Origin of the sequence: Caballeronia sp. PC1, from assembly GCF_021353155.1 — a bacterium.
GTDB classification, from domain to species: Bacteria; Pseudomonadota; Gammaproteobacteria; order Burkholderiales; family Burkholderiaceae; genus Caballeronia; species Caballeronia cordobensis.
In genome coordinates this window covers 1,561,648-1,580,512 of record NZ_JAJUBH010000002.1, presented here as the reverse complement: position 1 = coordinate 1,580,512, position 18,865 = coordinate 1,561,648, and the positions used below count along the sequence as shown (strand labels likewise).

Annotated in this window: 15 protein-coding genes and 1 CRISPR repeat array; of the genes, 11 read left to right on the top strand and 4 right to left on the bottom strand. The window is 62.7% G+C overall.

What is annotated here, in order from left to right:
• The first annotated feature begins 55 nt into the window (after nt 1–55).
• The 9 genes from LY284_RS23260 to cas2e all read left to right on the top strand — a co-directional run bounded on the left by LY284_RS23260 (nt 56) and on the right by cas2e (nt 10,330).
• Nucleotides 56–1,474: an MFS transporter gene (locus LY284_RS23260; RefSeq protein WP_233388108.1), complete on the top strand. Its 1,419-nt coding sequence runs from the start codon at nt 56–58 to the stop codon at nt 1,472–1,474.
• 185 nt (nt 1,475–1,659) lie between these two features.
• Complete coding sequence (gene cas3 / locus LY284_RS23255; protein ID WP_233388107.1) at nt 1,660–4,269, top strand: CRISPR-associated helicase Cas3'; 2,610 nt, start codon at nt 1,660–1,662, stop codon at nt 4,267–4,269.
• Nucleotides 4,266–5,870, top strand: coding sequence for a type I-E CRISPR-associated protein Cse1/CasA (gene casA, locus LY284_RS23250; protein WP_233388106.1), 1,605 nt, complete (start codon nt 4,266–4,268; stop codon nt 5,868–5,870). Before cas3 ends, casA begins: the two co-directional genes overlap by 4 nt.
• Complete coding sequence (locus tag LY284_RS23245) at nt 5,857–6,435, top strand: type I-E CRISPR-associated protein Cse2/CasB (RefSeq protein ID WP_233388105.1); 579 nt, start codon at nt 5,857–5,859, stop codon at nt 6,433–6,435. The genes casA and LY284_RS23245 overlap by 14 nt, the downstream gene beginning before the upstream one ends.
• 50 nt (nt 6,436–6,485) lie before the next feature.
• Nucleotides 6,486–7,667, top strand: coding sequence for a type I-E CRISPR-associated protein Cas7/Cse4/CasC (cas7e, locus tag LY284_RS23240; RefSeq protein ID WP_233388104.1), 1,182 nt, complete (start codon nt 6,486–6,488; stop codon nt 7,665–7,667).
• 1 nt (nt 7,668) lies between these two features.
• The gene (gene cas5e, locus LY284_RS23235; RefSeq protein WP_233388103.1) at nt 7,669–8,409 is read left to right on the top strand and encodes a type I-E CRISPR-associated protein Cas5/CasD; all 741 of its coding nucleotides are present in this window, start codon (nt 7,669–7,671) and stop codon (nt 8,407–8,409) included.
• Nucleotides 8,406–9,152: a type I-E CRISPR-associated protein Cas6/Cse3/CasE gene (cas6e, locus tag LY284_RS23230; RefSeq protein ID WP_233388102.1), complete on the top strand. Its 747-nt coding sequence runs from the start codon at nt 8,406–8,408 to the stop codon at nt 9,150–9,152. Before cas5e ends, cas6e begins: the two co-directional genes overlap by 4 nt.
• A gap of 16 nt (nt 9,153–9,168) precedes the next feature.
• On the top strand, nt 9,169–10,056 hold the full coding sequence (gene cas1e, locus LY284_RS23225; RefSeq protein ID WP_233388101.1) for a type I-E CRISPR-associated endonuclease Cas1e: 888 nt from the start codon (nt 9,169–9,171) through the stop codon (nt 10,054–10,056).
• Nucleotides 10,028–10,330 carry a type I-E CRISPR-associated endoribonuclease Cas2e gene (gene cas2e / locus LY284_RS23220; RefSeq protein WP_233388100.1) on the top strand — a complete coding sequence of 101 codons (303 nt, stop codon included), beginning with the start codon at nt 10,028–10,030 and terminating at the stop codon, nt 10,328–10,330. Before cas1e ends, cas2e begins: the two co-directional genes overlap by 29 nt.
• Nucleotides 10,331–10,420: 90 nt before the next feature.
• A CRISPR array of direct repeats spans nt 10,421–11,424; the repeat unit is 28 nt; unit sequence GGTTCCTCCGCGTGTGCGGAGATAGACC.
• Between the two features lie 16 nt (nt 11,425–11,440).
• Here cas2e and betA read toward each other — a convergent pair.
• Genes betA through betI form a run of 3 tightly spaced genes read right to left on the bottom strand, consistent with a single transcriptional unit; the run spans nt 11,441 to nt 15,247 of the window.
• A complete protein-coding gene (gene betA / locus LY284_RS23215; protein WP_233388099.1) occupies nt 11,441–13,150 on the bottom strand; it encodes a choline dehydrogenase in 1,710 nt (569 codons plus the stop codon).
• 11 nt (nt 13,151–13,161) lie between these two features.
• Entirely contained in the window at nt 13,162–14,631 is a 1,470-nt protein-coding gene (gene betB / locus LY284_RS23210) for a betaine-aldehyde dehydrogenase (protein ID WP_233388098.1), read from the bottom strand.
• Between the two features lie 28 nt (nt 14,632–14,659).
• The gene (gene betI, locus LY284_RS23205; protein ID WP_014251504.1) at nt 14,660–15,247 is read right to left on the bottom strand and encodes a transcriptional regulator BetI; all 588 of its coding nucleotides are present in this window, start codon (nt 15,245–15,247) and stop codon (nt 14,660–14,662) included.
• A gap of 215 nt (nt 15,248–15,462) precedes the next feature.
• Here betI and fdhA point away from each other — a divergent pair, with 215 nt between their 5' ends.
• Nucleotides 15,463–16,659: a formaldehyde dehydrogenase, glutathione-independent gene (gene fdhA, locus LY284_RS23200; RefSeq protein WP_014251503.1), complete on the top strand. Its 1,197-nt coding sequence runs from the start codon at nt 15,463–15,465 to the stop codon at nt 16,657–16,659.
• Between the two features lie 38 nt (nt 16,660–16,697).
• Complete coding sequence (locus tag LY284_RS23195; protein WP_233388097.1) at nt 16,698–17,228, top strand: GNAT family N-acetyltransferase; 531 nt, start codon at nt 16,698–16,700, stop codon at nt 17,226–17,228.
• Between the two features lie 622 nt (nt 17,229–17,850).
• Here the strand turns inward: LY284_RS23195 and LY284_RS23190 are convergent.
• Nucleotides 17,851–18,849 (bottom strand): GlxA family transcriptional regulator, encoded by a 999-nt coding sequence (locus LY284_RS23190; protein ID WP_014251501.1) that lies wholly within the window; start codon nt 18,847–18,849, stop codon nt 17,851–17,853.
• Between the last annotated feature and the right edge of the window lie 16 nt (nt 18,850–18,865).

The window sequence follows — 18,865 nt, the reverse complement described above, 5'->3', positions numbered from 1 at the left end:
CGTCTACTGAAGTCATCTGAACTTGCGCGGCGAAGGCCGCATCGGGAGAGATGACATGTCTGTTGCCAGAGAGCCGCGCGCGAGCGCCGCGGCACGGCTCGAACGCCTGCCGTTTTCGGGGTATCACCGCACGATTTTCATCATCATCGCGATCGCGTTTTTCTTCGATTCCGTCGATCTCGGGACGATGACTTTCGTGCTCGGTTCCATCAAGACCGAGTTCGGCTTGTCGACCGCCACGGCGGGACTGGTGGCGAGCGCGAGCTTCTTCGGCATGGTGCTGGGCGCGGCCGTCGCGGGCTTGCTCGCGGATCGCTTCGGACGCCGGCCCGTGTTTCAGTGGAGCATGGTGCTGTGGGGTCTGGCGTCGTATCTGTGCTCGACGGCGCAATCCGTCGATGCGCTGATTTTTTATCGCGTGCTGCTGGGCATCGGCATGGGCATGGAGTTTCCGATCGCGCAGACCTTGCTGTCGGAGTTCGTGCCCACCGCTTCGCGCGGCCGCCTGATCGCGCTGATGGATGGATTCTGGCCGCTCGGGTTCATCGCATCGGGCGTGGTGTCGTATTTCGTTTTGCCGACGTTCGGCTGGCGCACCGAGTTCGCGTTGCTCGCGATTCCGGCTGTGTTCGTGCTGATCGTGCGTCGCGTGGTGCCGGAATCGCCGCGCTGGCTGGAACATCGCGGACGCATCGAGGAAGCGGACCGCGTGCTCGCCGATGTCGAAGTGAGGGTGATGAAGGCGAAAGGGCTGAGTCGTTTGCCGGCGCCTTCGATGCTGGCGGAGCCGACCGCGAAGCACGGCAGCGGTGCGTTTCGCGAGATCTGGAGCGCGGCGTACCGGCGACGCACGGTGATGGTGTGGACGCTGTGGTTCTTCGCGTTGCTCGGGTTTTATGGACTGACGTCGTGGCTGGGCGCATTGATGCAGCAAGCCGGTTTTGCCGTGACGAAGTCGGTGTTGTACACGGTGCTGATTTCGCTCGGTGGTGTGCCGGGATTTTTGTGCGCGGCGTGGCTCGTCGAACGGTGGGGGCGCAAGCCGACCTGCATCGCCTCGCTCGTGGGTAGCGGCGTGATGGCCTATGTGTATGGACAGACCGCGCTGCATGCGGAAACGCCGACGCTGCTCATCTGCGCCGGGCTCGCGATGCAGTTTTTCCTCTTTGCGATGTGGGCCGTGCTTTACACCTACACGCCCGAGTTGTACGGGACCGGCGCGCGCGCGACGGGATCGGGATTCGCGTCGGCGATCGGGCGCGTCGGGTCGCTGATCGGGCCGTATGTGGTGGGTGTCGTGTTGCCGGTGTTCGGGCAAGGGGGCGTGTTTTCGCTTGGAGCCGCGTGTTTCGTCGTTGCGGCTTCGGCGGTATGGGTTCTGGGAATCGAAACGAAAGGACTTACGCTGGAGACTTTAGTCTCCGAGGCGGAGGAGCAGGAAGGGAGTGGAGTGCTGGCTTCGGCCAGGGAGTGAGTTTGCAGGTGTTTCAGGAAGGGCGATTTGTGGGCCGCGCTTGCGCGGCCTTTTTTTGTGCCCCTAGAAATTCGGCGGTTTCGTATGGATCGATCTTCCTCGACGGATAAGAATAGGTATCCATAACAAACGAATGCTGCGCATCGTCAAGTAGTCTGGGCTGGGATCGCGCGGCCGTTGAGGATATGCAAGAGAAAGAAGGAAAGCAGCATGTCGCCTGGGGCAAGCGAGCGCGCGAGGGTGACGAGAACGCGCCGTTTCATCCGCTTTGCGATCATATGCTTGACGTGGCGGCGTGCTTTGTCGCGCTGACAGCGAAGGGCGGCCGCATCCGCGAGGCGATGCACGCCACAGCGAAGCGCGTGCTCGACGACAGAGACATCGCGCGACTGGCCGCGTTCGTGTTTCTGCACGACTTCGGCAAGGCGAACAGCGGGTTTCAGGCGAAGCGCTGGCGAACGGGCGCGCCGCGCGGCTGGCCTCTTCATGCGGGGCACGGCGTCGAAGCGCGGCTTGCTCTGGAAATGGATGAGCACCTGCTCGCAGGACTGCCTCTCGATGAAATGTCGGCGTGGGGCGGCGCGGCCGTCGATCTTTTGCTTGCGAGCTTGGGCCATCATGGCCGGCCGGTGCGCGAACCTGTCGGCATCGATCCGCATCTATGGCAACCCGTTTTTGCTGCCGACGGGCGCGAGGTCTATAACCCTGCGGCCACGCTCAGACAAATCGGCGACCGGTTGCGGCGGGATCTGCCGCGAGCATTCGAGCCGGGCGGCGAATCGTTGCCTAATCTTCCGTCGTTCGCGCATCTGTTCGCCGGCCTCGTGCAGTTGGCGGACTGGCTGGGGTCGAGCAAGCAGTTCTTTCCTTACAGCGAACCGGGCGTCGAGCGAACGTTCGACGAAGCCCTTCGATACGCGACCGAGGCCGTCGAGCGAATTGGGCTCGATGTCACGCACTTGCGTGCGGCGATGCGGAACGCACGCATCACGTTCGAATCGGCGTTCAACGTGTCGTCGCCGCGACCCGTACAAGCCGCACTGGGCGATACCGATCTCGGGCCGTTGCTGATTCTCGAATCCGAGACCGGCAGCGGCAAGACCGAGGCCGCGCTGTGGCGCTTCGCGAAGCTTTTTGAGGCGGGGAAAGTCGACTCGCTCTACTTTGCGCTGCCGACGCGCGTCGCCGCGGTGCAGGTGTACGAACGCGTGCGCGATTTCGTCAGGCGACTTTGGCCGAGCGATGCGCCCGTTGTGGTTCGCGCGCTGGCGGGCTACGAAAGTGCCGATGGCAGCGACATGATCGCCTTGCCCGACTACGAAGTTCTATGGTCCGACAATCCTGACGATATCGCAGCGTCGAAGCGCTGGGCCGCCGAGTCGCCAAAGCGCTTTCTCGCTGCGACGATCGCTGTGGGCACTATCGATCAGGCATTGCTGGCCGGATTGAGCGTGCGTCATGCGCATCTGCGGCATGCGGCGTTGAGCCGCTCTTTGCTGGTGGTCGATGAAGTGCACGCGTCGGATACGTACATGTCCGAGTTGCTGGAGCATCTGCTGAAAGCGCATCTGGCAACGGGCGGGCATGCGTTGCTGCTGTCGGCAACGCTCGGTTCGCGACAGCGCGTGAGGTTTCAGAACCGTGCGCATCCGCCGTGCATCGAAGAAGCGTGTGCCGTGCCGTATCCCGCGCTGATCGACGGCGCACGCATAAGCAAGTTGGGCCGTAGCGGAGCGAAGAAGCACGTTCACTGGCAAACATGCCGAGCCATCGACGACTTCGCGCACGTGGCCCGGATAGCGGTCGATGCCGCGCGGCAAGGCGCACGTGTGTTGATCGTGCGCAATACGGTGCCATCGGCGATTGCGACGCAGGAGGCCATCGAAAGCATGGTCGACGATCGCGCCTGGCTGTTCGATGTGAACGGCGTCGCGACCCTCCATCACAGCCGGTTCAGCCGGCAGGACCGCCCGCGGCTCGACGAGGAAGTCGAGGCGCGCATCGGCAAGAAGCGCGATGGCATGAAGCCGTGCATCGTCGTGGGCACGCAGACGCTTGAGCAAAGCCTCGATCTCGACGCCGATCTTCTCATCACCGATATCTGCCCGATGGATGTGCTCCTGCAGCGCATCGGACGTCTGCATCGTCATGTACGGCCTGCTTCAGCGAGACCCGAGGCGTTCCGCGAAGCGCACGTGTGGGTGCTCATACCAGAGAGTGGGTCGTTCGACGCTTACCTCGAACGCCCGCGCCATGGGCTCGGACGGCTGCATAACGGCGGTGGCGTCTATTCCGACTTGCGCATGATCGAAGCGACGCGCCGTCTTATCGAAGCACGAGGCGAACGCGAGATTCCGCGCGATAACCGCAAACTCGTCGAGCACGCGACGCATCCCGATTGCCTCGATGCCATCGCGGCCGAGTTCGGCCCGGCATGGCAGGCGTTGTCGCAACAACTCGACGGGAGCGAAAGCGCGAAACTTGTCATCGCCCGGCTTCAAGCGCTGGACTATGCAGCGAGTTTTGAAGCGCTCGCCTTTCCCGGCAACGATGAGCGCGTCGCGACCCGCCTCGGCGCGAAGGACCGCCTGATCCGTTTCGATCCGCCCGTGCGCGGACCCTTCGGCATCGACGTGCGCGAGATTGCCATGCGCCATCACATGCTGCCGGATGACCTCGATCCCGACGCAGCGCCCTCCGACATTGCACTGTGTCACGACGGCTTCGCGTTCTCGCTCGGCGGCGCGCGTTTTACGTACGACCGCTTCGGCGTGAGAAAAAGGAGATTGGCGTGACGCTTCAATTCAATCTGCTGGACGACCATTTGTTCCGCTATCGGGGCGTCGATGACCAGCCTCACAATGCGAGCTTGCCGGAACTATTGGTCGCGCTCGGGCGAGACGCGGTGCGCGATTTCCCTGCGCTCCGCCCGCATCAGCGTCATCCGTGGCATGCCTTTCTCGTGTGTCTCGCGGCGATCGCATTGCATGAAGCCAAACGCGATGAACTGTGGGACACGCCGGAAGAATGGCGTCGCGCGTTGCTCGCGTTGACTCCGGACCATCCGGACGGCGCGGCCTTCTCGCTCGTCACGCCCGACGATCGCCCCGCGTTTTTGCAAGCGCCATGCAAGAGCGGCGAGACGCGCACGTGGAAGAAGCGTCTGCTCACGCCCGACGCCGTGGACATGCTGATCACGTCGAAGAACCACGACATGAAAGCTGCTCGCATGATCCACGCGGACCCGGAAGATTGGGTCTACGCGCTCGTCAGCCTTCAGACGCAGGAGGGCTTTCTCGGCGCGGGCAATTACGGTATCTCGCGCATGAACGGAGGATTTGCGAGCCGTCCGGCGTTAGGCGTCGTGCCGGCGGGACATGTGGGCAAGCGCTGGGCGCGCGATACGCGGCTGCTCCTCGAACAGCACGCAAGCATCGCTAAACGGTGCGACCTCAAGAGCAAAGGGGGACTGGCGCTCGTATGGCTGCGGCCCTGGGACGGCACGAGCAGTCTTTCGCTCGGCGAACTCGATCCGTTCTACATCGAAATATGCAGGCGTGTGCGGTTGACGATGCACGGTACGAGACTCGTCGCGCTCGCCACGAGCAGCAAGACCGCGCGCATTGCGGCCAAGGAGCGCAACGGCGTCACGGGCGATGCATGGACGCCGGTGAACATAGCCGAGGCGAAGGCGCTATCCATCACGGCAAGAGGCTTCGATTACCGGCTCGCCAGCACGCTTGCCTTTTCGACGGATTTTGAACGAACGCTAGCGAGCACGCTGCTGGAGGAAGACGGCGAGACGGGTCTTTACCTTCTCGCGCAAGGCATCACGCGCGGACAGGGCAAGACGGAGGGTTATCACGAGCGGCGTATTCCGGTATCGCCTCGCATTCGCGAAGCCATGCGCATGCGCCACACCGACGAAATTGCGAAGCGCGCGACGGATCGCATCGCGGCCATAGCCGATGTGCGCAGAGTCTTATGGATAGCGATGTGCAACCTCCTCGGCAACGGCGATTCCAGCGTCAGCGACGACACGAAGAAGAAAGCGGGTGACTTCTCGAGAAGATTCGAGCACGAGGAAGATGCACGCTTTTTCGACGATCTCATCGAGGAAGTCGAATCTCACAACGAGAACGAGGCGCATGACAAATGGATCGGCGAGCTTGTCGATCGCGCGGAGAAGGTGCTGGAACGTGCGTTCGTCGCCGGGCCGCGCAGCGCGGAAAGACGGTATCGCGCGCAAGGCGGCGCGCTCTCGTGCTTTCACAGTTTCATGCGCACGCAGAAGCATGTTGCGCAACGAATCGTCGGTGTGCTGAAGCGCCGCGACGAAGCGCGCAGAGACGCGCGGCGCGATTCATTGGAAGAGGTTGAACATGACATCAATTGAAGACACCGCGCTCGGATCGAGACGCAAATTCTACGCGCAGATAGGCGCGATCACCGGCTTCATCAAGGCGGGCAAGGAGAGCGAGGGTTCGTTGAAGGCGGATTGTGTCGCCCTTGCACGGTTCGATCCCAACGCGCAAACGCTCACCGTGCAGCAGATCGCGGCGCTTACCCGCGCGCTGCAACGCGCGAAGGTCGAGTGCGATCGATTCAGCCTGAAAGAGTGGCGGCGCTGGGGACTCATCGCGCATGGCATTGCGCTGTCCGTTCACTGCTCCCCCGATGAAGCCGCGCCGCGGCTCGGGCAACAACTGCAACTCGCCGGCGTCTCCGAAGCGCGCGTAACGCGTCTGCTCAACGCGCGGGGCGAGGCGCTTTTCCAGAACCTCCCGCGCGTCGTGCGATTGATGGCCAGCCGCAACGTCGCACCGAACTGGATCGAGCTGGGCACGCTCATTCTCAACGAAGGCGCGGTGGATTCGAAGCGCAAGCGCATCGCCGAGCGGACGCGTATCGCCATTGTGCGCGACTACGCCAGAGCCAGACTCCAGAGCGAACGCAAGTAAAACCGCGCGTCGTCGAACGCACTCAACCAATGCAGAACAGGAAACTCACCATGTCGCAAGCACGCTTCATTCAGATTCATACGCTGCAAAGTTATCCCGCCGCGCTGCTCAACCGCGACGACGCTGGGCTGGCCAAACGCCTGCCAATGGGTGACGCCATCCGCACGCGCATATCGTCGCAATGCCTGAAGCGGCACTGGCGCGTGGCGGACGATCATCATTCGCTGGCGTCGCTCGACGTGCCGATGGCGATTCGCTCGCGCATCACGCTCAAGCTGATTCGCGATGAGCTGATGAGGCAGAACGTTCCGGAAGCGCTCGCGCAAGCCGCCGCCGAAGCGCTGCGTCACGAGGGTTTGCTCGACAAGGCCGGCAAGGATCTCAAAGGCAAGGAAGCGCTGGAAACCGGCCAGGCCGTGCTGCTCGGAAGGGCCGAGATCGATTATCTCGTCGCGCGCTGCGCTGCGTTATCCCGCGATTACAAGGACGAGACCGCGTTGAAGGCCGCGATCAAGACCTTCCTGAAAGAGGAGAAGTCGAACATCGAAGCGCTGAAGCACGGAAGCGGACTGGAGTCGGCGTTGTTCGGCCGCATGGTGACCTCGGATGTGCTGGCCTCGCGCGATGCCGCCGTGTATGTCGCGCATGCCTTCACGGTGCACGAGGCACAAGTGGAGAACGACTATTTCACCGTCGTCGACGATCTTCTGCGCGAGACGGGCGAACGCGGCTCGGCGGGCATCTTCGATACGGAACTCGCTTCGGGCTTGTACTACGGCTATGTCGTCGTCGATGTGCCTCAACTGGTCGCGAATCTGGAAGGCATCGGCGTGCGCGAATGCTTCGACGCGCCCGCCGAGCGGCGCGCGCTTGCGGGCGAGGTCGTGCATAACCTGCTGCATTTGATCGCAACCGTCAGCCCCGGCGCGAAGCGTGGCTCCACCGCGCCGTTCGGTCATGCGAGCCTGATGCTCGTCGAGACCGGCGACTGGCAGCCGCGCACGCTGGCGGGCGCATTCGAAACCGCGCTGTCGATGGAGCCGGGCACCAACGTGCGCAAGAAGGCCATCGTCACACTGGCGGATGAGTTGCAAAAGCATGATGCCGCGTACGGGGCGCCGCTTGCACGGCGCTTCATGTCGCTCGACGATGCGAACATGCCGGGCGCGGAGCGGGTCTCGCTCGCCGAGCTTGGCCAGTGGACGCAGGCGCGCATCGTCGAGGGCGCGTGAGATGCGCCGCCATCTACTGATGCGCTTACGCGCGCCGCTCGTGGCGTTCGGCGGCGAAGCAATCGACAACTATGGCGTGATTCGCGACTTTCCGGCGTTGTCGATGCTGACCGGATTGATCGGCAACGCGCTCGGATGGGATCGAAGCGACTTCGCGCTGCTCGACGGATTGCAGGCGCGCCTGGTCATGGGAACACGGCTCGACAACGGCGGGGAGCGTCTCGCGGATTTCCAGACGGCGCAGATCGGCGCGAACGATGGCGGCTGGACGACGCTAGGCGAGCCGGAAAAGCGGCGCGGCGGCGAAGATTCGTACAAGAGCCCGCATCTTCGTTATCGCGACTATCACGCGCGGCTCGATGCGCTCGTCGCGTTGCGGCTCGAACCGGCGGACGAAGAACCGACGCTCGAAGAAATCGCGCATGCGCTCGATCATCCGAAGCGGCCGTTGTTCATCGGGCGCAAGCCGTGTCTGCCGTCGGCGCGCCTCGTCGTCGGTATGGTCGATGCCAGCGATGTGCTCGACGCATTGCAACGCGCGCCATCGCCTGACGAGCGCGAGTTTCGCTTTCAGTGGCCACGCAAAGAGGGCACGCTTAAGAACGCGCGCGCGCTCGATATATGCGACGAACGCAACTGGAAGACCGGCGTGCATGGCGGTTGGCGCGCCGTGCTCGAAGGGACGGGTCCGCATATCGCGCCGTGCGCGAGTTTATCGACTTTGCCGGAACTGCCAGCATGACCACGCTGAATCTGATTCATTGTGAGCCCGATCTTCGCAGGCTGGTGGCCTGGGCCGCACGGCAGGACTGGATTCCACCGGGCGGCGACATCGGCTACGCGCTTCATGCGGCGTTGGGGCGCGCCTTCGGTGATCGTGCGCCGAAACCTTTCTACTATCGCGATGAGCGCAGCGGCTTGCTTGCCTATAGTTCGAGTTCCGCCGATGAGCTGCGCGAGGCGGCGTCGCTTGCGAGCCCCGACATCGCCGCTTTGCTGGGTCTCGATGCGGTGCGGGGCGGCGGCGGTCTGAGCATCCGCGAGTTCCCGGCTCGGTGGACGAAAGGGCGCATGCTGGGTTTCGAGGTGCGCGTATGTCCTGTGGTTCGGGACAAGGAAGGGCATCAGCATGACGCTTATCGCGCCGCGTTGGACCGCGCCGAGGATAAGGCGGATGTGAAGCGGGAGCCCGTGTACGGAGAGTGGCTCGCCCGCCAGTTCACCGCGACGAACGCGGCGAACATCATCGAATCGCGCATGATGCGTTTCCAGTTGACGACGTCCGTGCGCCGGACCAAGGCGGCGGCGGGTTCGAACGGCAAGCGGATCGCGCGTCATGTCGGCGGCCCGGATGCGGTGTTTCGCGGCCACTTGTGCGTCGAGGACCCGCAAGCGTTCACGAGCTTGCTCGTGCGCGGCGTCGGGCGTCATCGCGCGTTCGGGTTTGGCATGTTGCAGCTCAGGCCTGCTTCGATAGCGACATGAATCGCGGACCAGGCCCGTGCTGAAGGGACGCCTCGGACTCGAGACATCCCGGGTTCCGCATGCGGACCGTCACGGCCTTCTTTGGCTGGAGCGCGGCACGCTCAATGTGATCGACGGTTGCCTGAGTTTTGCGGGCGGGCAGCATGTGGATCAGATTCCGCATCAGTCGGTATCGATGATTTTGCTCGGCCCCGGCAGCAGCGTGACGCACGACGCGCTGCGCTTGCTCGCGCGTCACGGGACGCTGCTTGCCGCAGTCGGCGTCGATGGCGTGCGCACGTACACTGCGCCGCCGTTGATGCCGGACCGCTCGGATGTCGCGCGACGGCAAGCGGAGTTGTGGGGCAATCCGCGAAGGCGTCTGTCGGTCGCGCGGCATATGTATGCGTTGCGTCTGGGCGAGGTGTTGCCGCATCGCGATCTGGACACGCTGCGCGGTATCGAAGGCGCGCGCGTGAAGACGATCTATCGGCTGCGCGCGGAGCAATTCGGTATCGACTGGGAGGGGCGTCGCTATGACCGAGCGAATCCGGACGCCGCCGATCTGCCGAATCAGGCGATCAATCATGCGGCGACGGCGGTGCAGGCGGCGGCTGCGATCGCCGTGCAGGCGCTCGCGGCGATACCTCAGCTCGGGTTCATCCACGAGGATTCGGGGCAGGCCTTCGTGTTCGATATCGCCGATCTCTTTCGCGATGACGTCACGCTGTCCATCGCATTCGCCGCGGTGAAGGAGGCGCAGCGTTGCGAGCATCCGATCGACCGGCTCGTGCGGCGCGAGGCGGCGCGCGTGTTTCGCAGGAAAACGGTCATTCCCGCGATGATCGATCGCGTGAAGCAGGTACTGCGTGTCGATGAGAAGCGGGAGGCGGGCGATGGCGCTGGTCGTCGTGGTGACGAGTGATGTCGCGGACCGGTTTCGGGGATTTCTCGGATCGGTGATGCTCGAAGTATCGGCGGGATTGTATGTCGCGCCGCGCATGAACAAGGGCGTGCGGGAACGGACGTGGGCGGTGCTTGCCGACTGGCACGGGCATGAGCCACGAGGCAGTGTGGTGATGGTGTGGCGGGATCTGGATGCGGTTGGGGGGATCGGTATCTCGCATCTCGGTGCGCCGCCGAGAGAGCTTGTGGAGGTGGATGGGATGTATGTTGTCAGGCGGATGATGACGGGGTAGGTGGGGTGGTTTCGTTCTTTGAAAATTTGGATGGTTTTATTGGAGGTAAATGGGGCATTTGCCTTTTCTGTCATGGGGTTATGAGGGAGAGGTTCCTCCGCGTGTGCGGAGATAGACCCTTGAGCCTTTCATAAGTCGGACCCAACGGCATGGTTCCTCCGCGTGTGCGGAGATAGACCTCAGCATGTTCCAATCGAGATTGGAACCGCCCGGGTTCCTCCGCGTGTGCGGAGATAGACCCATCGACGGCTACAAGGTGGGGCAGGACTTGTAGGTTCCTCCGCGTGTGCGGAGATAGACCGTCTCGTCGTCCAACTTGGCGAAGTCCACCGTCGGTTCCTCCGTGTGTGCGGAGATAGACCACGGCCATAACTTCCCTTCAGGGTTGCGACCATGGTTCCTCCGTGTGTGCGGAGATAGACCCGAAAGCCGGGTCCGGAAAATTCGCCGCGCCGTGGTTCCTCCGTGTGTGCGGAGATAGACCGTCTAAGCGGGGGCCACGATGCGCAAACAACGGGGTTCCTCCGTGTGGGCGGAGATAGACCCCGCGCTCAGATGGCGTATTACAACTGTGGGCCGGTTCCTCCGCGTGTGCGGAGATAGACCTTTATCCGCGGGTATCCCCGCGATCGCCTGACCGGTTCCTCCGCGTGTGCGGAGATAGACCCTAAATCGATGTTCGAGCGGCGCATTGCGAGAGGGTTCCTCCGCGTGGGCGGAGATAGACCGGACTTTTTCGGCAATGCGACGGAGATCCGGTGGGTTCCTCCGCGTGTGCGGAGATAGACCCGTCAGTGTCTGGAAAAGGACACTCGGCACGCAGGTTCCTCCGCATGCGCGGAGATAGACCCAGTGATCCGCTCGGCGAGCCTCTGAAGGCAGTGGTTTCTCCGCGCGCGCGGAGATAGACCGTGCCGCGCGGCAGAGTCGTGGTTCAAGGACGTGGCTCCTCCGCGTGCGCGGAGATAGACCTCCGTATCTCTCGCTCGGCACCTATGGCGCGCAGGTTTCTCCGTGTGTGCGGAGATAGACCCTGGTCGTTGATCTTCGCAGTCATGCGCTGCCAGGTTCCTCCGCGTACACGGAGATAGCTCCCCGACGACTGCCGCTTCACCCCCCAACCCCAACCCCCACCCGCTCCACCCCACCTCCCACCGCCCGTGCCCTTCTCCCACCCGCCACAAAATAATCCGTCTCCACCCTCTCCAACGCCGCCACTCCCCGAATCCGATCCGCGATCTTCTCCGCCAGCATAATCGTCGGCGCATTGAGATTGCCGGTCGTGATCTGCGGCATGATCGACGCATCCACGACGCGCAAGCCTTCCATCCCATGCACGCGTCCTTCGCCATCGACGACGGCCATATCGTCATAACCCATCTTGCAGGAACACGAAGGATGAAAAGCCGTCTCCGCCTTCGCGCGCACGAATGCATCGAGTTCGGCATCGCTCTTGAGATCATCGGAAGGATGAAGCTCACGCCCGCGATACCGCTCCAAAGCCGGCTGCCGCATGATCTCCCGCGTGATGCGAATCGCATCGCGGAACTCGCGCCAGTCCAATGTATCGGCCATGTAGTTGAAAAGAATGCCGGGATGCGCATGCGGATCGCGCGACTTGAGCTTCACGCGTCCGCGGCTCGGCGAGCGCATCGATCCGACGTGCGCCTGAAAGCCATGCATCCTGATCGGATTCGATCCGTTGTAGTTGATCGCCACAGGCAGAAAGTGATACTGGATGTTCGGCCACAAATCGTCGTCGCGCGTGCGGATGAAACCGCCCGCTTCGAACTGATTGCTCGCGCCGACGCCCGTCCCGTTCAACATCCATTCGAGGCCGATCGCCGGCTGGTTCCACCACTGCAATGCCGGATACAAGGACACCGGTTCCTTGCATTCGTACTGCATATACATCTCGAGATGATCCTGTAAGTTCTCACCGACGCCCGGCAGATCGTGCACCACCGGAATCTCCAGTTCCTTCAGCCACGCGCTGCGTCCCACGCCCGAGCGCTGCAACAACTGCGGCGATGCAATCGCGCCGCTGCAAACCAGCACCTCACGCCGCACATGCGCCGTCACACGCTGTCCGCCATGGACATACGCGACGCCGATCGCACGCTTACCGGAGAACAACACGCGATCCGTTACCGCATGCGTCACGATCGTCAGACCAGCGCGATGTTTCGCGCGATCCAGATAGCCGCGCGCCGTGCTCGCCCGCCGGCCGTTCGCGGTCACGGTGCGATCCATCGGACCGAAGCCTTCCTGCTGATAGCCGTTGAGATCCTCCGTGCGCGGATAGCCCGCTTGCACGCCTGCCTCGACCATCGCCGCGAACAGCGGATTGTTGCCGGGCTTGCTCGTCGTCACATGCACGGGACCATCGCCGCCGTGATACGCATTCGGCCCGATATCGCGCGTCTCGGCCTTGCGAAAATACGGCAGGCAATCCAGATAGCTCCAGTTCTCGAGACCGGACATCGAAGCCCAGTTGTCGTAATCGAGCGCATTGCCGCGGATATAGCACATGCCGTTGATGAGCGACGATCCGCCCAGACCCTTGCCGCGCCCGCACTCCATGCGACGGTTGTTCATATGCGGCTCTGGCTCGGTTTCATACGCCCAGTTATAGCGCCGCCCCTGCAGCGGAAAAGCCAGCGCCGCCGGCATCTGCGTGCGAAAGTCGAAGCGATAATCCGGCCCGCCGGCTTCGAGCAGCAGCACGGTCACGTCGTCGTCTTCGGTGAGACGCGACGCAAGCACGTTGCCCGCCGATCCCGCGCCGACGATGATGTAGTCGTATTCGTTCACGCTCATCGCAAGACTCCTCAAAACACGGGCTGATACGGGCCCAGCTCGACCTGGACCGACTTGGTGCGCGTATAGGCGTTCAACGTCGCGATGCCGTTCTCGCGCCCGATGCCCGATTGCTTGTAACCGCCCACCGGCATTTCAGCGGGCGATTCGCCCCACGTATTGATCCAGCAAATGCCCGCTTCGAGCCGATGAATCACGCGATGCGCACGCGACAGATTCTCCGTCACGACACCCGCAGCTAATCCGTACTCCGTATCATTTGCGCGTGCGATGACTTCGTCTTCGTCGTCGAACGCGAGAATGCTCATCACGGGACCAAAGATTTCTTCGCGCACGATGCGCATGTCGTCACGGCAATCGGCGAACACGGTCGGCTCGACATACTGACCGCGCGCAAACACGCCATCGGCAAGACGCGCACCGCCCGCGACGAGCCGCGCGCCCTCGCGCTTGCCGCTTTCGATGAAGCCGAGCACTTTCTGCAACTGCGCCGCGCTCACGAGCGGCCCGAAGTTGGTATCGGGATTATCGGGCGCGCCGATGCGAATGCGCTTCACGCGCTGCGCGATCAAGGCTTCGAACTTATCGATGACGCCGCGTTCCACGAAGACGCGCGTGCCGTTCGTGCAGACCTGTCCCGCGCTGAAGAAGTTCGCGGTCGTGGCGATATCGGCGGCGCGTTCGAGGTTCGCATCGTCGAAGACGATGAGCGGCGACTTGCCGCCGAGCTCCATCGTCACTTCCTTGAGCGTGGAACCGCCCGCGCGCGCCATCACTTTCTTGCCGGTCTCGACGCCGCCTGTGAACGAGATCTTCTCGATGCCGCCATGCTCCGCGAGCATCGCGCCGACGCGTCCGTCGCCTTGCACGACGTTGAACACGCCCGCCGGCACGCCCGCTTCGCTATAGATTTCCGCGAGCTTGAGCGCCGTCAGCGGCGTCACTTCGCTTGGCTTGAAGATCATCGCGTTGCCCGCCGCGAGCGCGGGGGCGGACTTCCAGCACGCGATCTGAATCGGGTAATTCCATGCGCCGATGCCCGCGCACACGCCAAGCGGCTCACGCCGCGTATAAACGAACGACGATTCGCGCAACGGTATCTGCGCGCCTTCGATGGCCGTCGCGAGACCGGCGTAATACTCGATGACATCCGCGCCCGTGACGATATCGACCGCGCGCGTTTCGGCGATCGGCTTGCCGGTGTCGCGCGTTTCGATCGCGGCGAGTTCGTCGTTGCGCGCGCGTAGCAATTCGACTGCGCGCCGCAAGATGCGCGAGCGCTGCATCGCGGTCATCGCGGCCCATTCGCGCTGTCCCTCGCGCGCCGATCGCACCGCCCGATCGGTATCCGCCTGCGACGCCTGCTGCACGCGCGCGAGCGTTTCGCCCGTCGCGGGATCGAGCGTGTCGAATGTTTCGCCGCTCGTCGCATCGACGTATTCGCCGCCGATATAAAGCCGTTGCTCTCCGAATGCGGACATGTCGCGCTCCTTTTGCAATGTTCGGTTTTTAGCCGCGTGCTTCCAGCACGAGGTCGATGTATTCGTAAGCGACGCGCAGCGCGCCTTTGGTGTCGAACGGTTCGCCCGCGAGCGCGCCGCGCAGCCAGAGGCCGTCGATCAATGCGGCGAGACCGCTCGCGGCGCGGCGCGCGGCGGGCTTTGTCAGCGCCCGCGCAAAATCGGCGCACAGGTTCGAGTAGAGACGCCGCGTGTTCACGCGCTGCAAGCGTCGCAACTCGGGCTTGTGCATGCTTTCCGACCAGAACGCGAGCCAGGTTTTCATGACCGGTCCGTTCACCTGTTCGACATCGAAATTCGCCGCCACGACCGCGCGCAGCTTCGAGCGCGGATCGGGCTTCGCGGCCTTGCGGCGGCGCGACGTGCCCTGCCACAGCGAGCGCAGCACATGGCGCATCGTCGCTTCGAGCAGGCCGTCCTTGTCGCCGAAGTAATGACTCACGATGCCCGTCGACGTGCTCGCGCGCTGCGCCACCGAGGCGAGCGTCGCCCCGGCGAGACCGGACTGGTCGATGGTGTGCAGCGTGGCGTCGATGAGTTGCGCGCGGCGGATTTCGCGCATTCCGAGCTTGGGCATGGTTCGAGACGGGGAAGATCGTGCGTCGATACTAGTTTTTTTATATTGAACGGTCAATCAACAAAAAATGGGTCACGACGGCGATGTCGGTTTCAGTCAAACACGCGTCGCATTGAGTGCCAGTCGCCCGGCCGCGGCGGCGCTACGCTCGTTGCACGGGCGCGGTCATCGCTCAGATGCATCGCGCGTGCCGTCCACGAAACATGGAGACGATAATGAGCAGCAATCGCGGCGTCGTTTATCTGGGGCAGGGCAAGGTCGAAGTGCAATCCATCGACTATCCGAAAATGGTCGATCCACGCGGGCGCGACATCGGCCACGGCGTCATTCTGAGGGTCGTCACCACGAACATCTGCGGCTCGGACCAGCACATGGTGCGCGGCCGCACGACGGCGGAAGTCGGCCTCGTGCTCGGTCACGAAATCACGGGCGAAGTGATCGAAATCGGGCGCGATGTCGAGACGCTTTCCATCGGCGATCTCGTTTCGGTGCCGTTCAACGTCGCGTGCGGCCGTTGTCCGACCTGCAAGTCGCAGCATACGGGCGTGTGCCTGAACGTGAATCCGTCGCGCGCGGGCGGCGCGTATGGCTATGTCGATATGGGCGGCTGGATCGGCGGGCAGGCGGAATACGTGATGGTTCCCTACGCCGACTTCAATCTGCTGAAGTTTCCCGACAAGGCGCAGGCCATGTCGAAGATTCGCGACCTCACTTGCCTTTCCGACATTCTTCCGACGGGTTATCACGGCGCGGTGATGGCGGGCGTCGGTCCCGGCTCGACCGTGTATATCGCGGGTGCGGGCCCGGTCGGGATGGCGGCTGCGGCATCGGCGCGCTTGCTGGGCGCGGCGTGCACGATCGTCGGCGACATGAACGAGGAGCGTCTTGCGCACGCTCGTGCGATGGGCTTCGAGACCATCAATCTTTCGAAGGATGCGACGCTCGGCGAGCAGATCGAGCAGCTTCTCGGCAAGCCGGAAGTGGATTGCGCGGTCGATTGCGTGGGTTTCGAGGCGCACGGTCACGGCAGCGACAGCGGCCACGAAGCGCCCGCCACGGTGCTGAATTCGCTGATGGAGATCACGAAGGCCGCGGGCGCGATCGGCATTCCCGGCCTGTACGTGACCGACGATCCCGGCGCCGTCGATGCCGCCGCGAAGAAGGGCGCCCTGAGCATTCGTTTCGGCCTCGGCTGGGCGAAGTCGCATTCCTTCCACACGGGCCAGACGCCTGTCATGAAGTACAACCGCAATCTGATGCAGGCGATTCTGTGGGACCGTTTGCCGATCGCGGATATCGTGAACGTGTCGGTCGTATCGCTCGACGAAGCGCCGGAAGGCTATCGCAAGTTCGATGGCGGCGCGCCGCGCAAGTTCGTCATCGATCCGCATGGTCTGCTGAAAGCGGCTTGAGTTAGCAACATCATCGAAATCGGCGGCATACTTGCTGTATGACCGCCGATTATCTTCGCACCGCGCTTACCTTTCGGCTCGCCCTCGCGGACGATGCCGCCGAGATCGCGCGCATCCACGTCGAGGCCTGGCAGGCCGCCTATCGGTCGATCTTTCCTGCTGCCTATCTTGATTCCCTTTCTATCCCGAAGCGGCAGGCGTTATGGACGCAACTGATCGCGCGGGGTATGCCGCGGGTGGTGCTGGCGCAGCGCGATGAAGTTACGTTGGGCTGGATTGCGTGGGGGGCTTCACGCGATCACGACAGCAAGACGACCGACGCCGAGATCAAGGCGATTTATATCGATCCGCTGCATTGGCGGCAAGGCGCGGGGAGGATGTTGATGGACGAAGCCATTAATGCGGCGGCGAGTGAGGGTTATCGGGAGATGACCTTGTGGGCGTTGGAGGAAAACGCGCGGGGCTTGCGGTTTTATAAAGCGCTGGGGTTTGCGCTTGATGGGGTGTTTCGGACGGAAAGGGTTGGCGGATGTGAGGTGTGTGAGACGCGGTTGCGGGTGGCAATATAGTTTGGTTTTTTGGTCTGGTTTCGTGGAACTTGCTTTCGTATTGGTTTATTAGCACTGCCCCTCCCCGGGGCGGGGGTAACTTTCTTTGCTGCTGCAAAGAAAGTCACCAAAGAAAGCAGCTTTGTCACCGCCCGCGGTCACACGCAGTTTGGCCACTCTTCTCCTCGGGGAACGGCCCTCGCCTAAAGAGTGCCCTCGAAGGACCAATCGGGCTTGGATCGCGCACGGTCTGACAAGCTAGTACTCAAAGGGCACTGGTTCAGCACGAAATAGCTTCGACACAGCGCTACGCGCTGCCGTTGGGTATGCAAGGGAAACCGCACGCAAACCCGATTGACCCATCGGCCGCGAAGCGGGTCGGAACTTGAAATGGCTGTACCAATATATTAAGTGGCGCGATGTGACGGATCGTGCGCGATCCAAGCCCGATTGGTCATGTGAGGGCACTCTTTAGGCGAGGGCCGTTCCCGGAGGAGAAAAATGGCCAACGTGCGTGTGACCGCGGGCGGTGACAAAGCTGCTTTCTTTGGTGACTTTCTTTGCAGCAGCAAAGAAAGTTACCCCCGCCCCGGGGAGGGGCAGTGCTAATAGACCGACGCGAAATCAAGCTCCACAAAAAACCTCAAGCCACCATAACAGAAGAAACAGAGGCTAAAGGAGGCACTTGCTTCCTCCGCTCCCTAGTCGGAGCGGTCCCAAACGCATCCCGATAGCTTTTAGAAAAATGACAAGCGGACTGAAACCCGCAAGCCATCGTGATATGCATGATCGACATATCCGTCTGAAGAAGCAATTCCCGCGCGCGCCGCAACCTTAAAGTCAGATAGTAATGCGTAGGCGTCATCCCGAGATGCTCACGAAAGAGCCGCTGCAACTGCCGCTGCGACATCCCGGCCAGGCGGGCCAGTTCCTCCCGCGATAAAGGCTCTTCGATATTGTTCTCCATCAGCGAGATAACTTCGAAAAGCGACTTATTGGCCGACCCAAGACGCGCCACCAAAGGCATGCGCTGCTGCGCAGAAGTATCCCGCACATGCTCGACAATGAACTGCTCCGCGATCTGCGTAACCCGCGCAGTGCCAACCCGCGCCGCGATGAGATTGAGCATCATGTCGAGCGGCGCGACACCGCCCGTGCACGTGACGCGATCGCGATCGATCACGAATAGCTCTTTGAGAAAGCGCGTGTCGGGAAACTCTTCTTTAAGCGCCGACATGTTTTCCCAGTGAATCGCGCAGGCATAACCGGCAAGCAGCCCCGCGCGCGCCAGCGCATACGTTCCGGTGCACAGAGAACCCAACACGCTCCCGGTGCGGGCAAACCGTCGCAAAGCAGACAGATGCTCAGGCGTCGTCGAGCGCTGCACGTCGATGCCGCCGACCACGAACACGATATCGGGCTGTCCCACGCACTCGACCGGACCGGTATCGACGGAAAGCCCGTTGCTCGCCGTCACCGGGCCGCCTTCGGGACTCACGAGCGACCATCGATAAAGCGGCTGCCCCGTCAGGTAATTCGCCATGCGCAGCACTTCGATCGCATTGGTGAACGCGATCATCGTGAAGTTGGGAAGCGGCATGAACGCGAAGTGCGACAGCGACGCCGTGCGATCGGAGGACATGTGAGAACTGATTCCT

Bases quoted from the DNA above. Each gene is read 5' to 3' on its own strand.
- cas7e (WP_233388104.1), top strand. From the start codon at position 6,486: ATGTCGCAAGCACGCTTCATTCAGATTCATACGCTGCAAAGTTATCCC.
- cas3 (WP_233388107.1), top strand. From the start codon at position 1,660: ATGCAAGAGAAAGAAGGAAAGCAGCATGTCGCCTGGGGCAAGCGAGCG.
- betI (WP_014251504.1), bottom strand. From the start codon at position 15,247: ATGCCCAAGCTCGGAATGCGCGAAATCCGCCGCGCGCAACTCATCGAC.
- cas6e (WP_233388102.1), top strand. From the start codon at position 8,406: ATGACCACGCTGAATCTGATTCATTGTGAGCCCGATCTTCGCAGGCTG.
- cas5e (WP_233388103.1), top strand. From the start codon at position 7,669: ATGCGCCGCCATCTACTGATGCGCTTACGCGCGCCGCTCGTGGCGTTC.
- LY284_RS23195 (WP_233388097.1), top strand. From the start codon at position 16,698: ATGACCGCCGATTATCTTCGCACCGCGCTTACCTTTCGGCTCGCCCTC.
- betA (WP_233388099.1), bottom strand. From the start codon at position 13,150: ATGAGCGTGAACGAATACGACTACATCATCGTCGGCGCGGGATCGGCG.
- cas2e (WP_233388100.1), top strand. From the start codon at position 10,028: ATGGCGCTGGTCGTCGTGGTGACGAGTGATGTCGCGGACCGGTTTCGG.
- betB (WP_233388098.1), bottom strand. From the start codon at position 14,631: ATGTCCGCATTCGGAGAGCAACGGCTTTATATCGGCGGCGAATACGTC.
- LY284_RS23260 (WP_233388108.1), top strand. From the start codon at position 56: ATGTCTGTTGCCAGAGAGCCGCGCGCGAGCGCCGCGGCACGGCTCGAA.
- LY284_RS23190 (WP_014251501.1), bottom strand. From the start codon at position 18,849: ATGTCCTCCGATCGCACGGCGTCGCTGTCGCACTTCGCGTTCATGCCG.
- LY284_RS23245 (WP_233388105.1), top strand. From the start codon at position 5,857: ATGACATCAATTGAAGACACCGCGCTCGGATCGAGACGCAAATTCTAC.
- fdhA (WP_014251503.1), top strand. From the start codon at position 15,463: ATGAGCAGCAATCGCGGCGTCGTTTATCTGGGGCAGGGCAAGGTCGAA.